This window comes from Calderihabitans maritimus (genome assembly GCF_002207765.1).
Lineage (GTDB): Bacteria > Bacillota > KKC1 > Calderihabitantales > Calderihabitantaceae > Calderihabitans > Calderihabitans maritimus.
This window is the reverse complement of the sequence record NZ_BDGJ01000209.1, coordinates 1-342: the sequence shown is the minus strand read 5'-3', so window position 1 is coordinate 342 and position 342 is coordinate 1. Positions and strand designations below refer to the sequence as shown.

The following is a 342-nucleotide window of genomic DNA, read 5'->3' as shown; positions in this document are numbered from 1 at the left end:
CCCACCAGAACCAAGCTGCCGGGAATGGTCAACAGTGGCGAGAAGATTCGCACTTCCTTGGCCATGGCCTGACCTGCGACCACTTTTCCCGGAATGAAAGCGGAAGAGTCACTTCAAAAAGAGAGTTGAATATAACTACATAAAGTAGCCCTACTCAAAAAAATGAGTAGGGCTACTTTATGTTATTGACTGCTTTCCGTCTTAAAAAGGTCCTTATTAGCTCTCTTTTTCAAACTGGTCTTTGCCTACCCCGCAGATAGGGCAAACCCAGTCATCCGGCAGTTCTTCAAAGGGAGTACCTGCCTGTATGTTGTTTTCCGGATCGCCTGTTTCCGGATCATA

General features: G+C 46.8%; 1 protein-coding gene. It reads right to left on the bottom strand.

Annotated features, from left to right (window positions below):
* Positions 1 to 216 precede the first annotated feature (216 nt).
* On the bottom strand, positions 217 to 342 hold a 126-nt coding region (locus KKC1_RS15120; protein WP_143288783.1), incomplete at its 5' end, for a rubredoxin.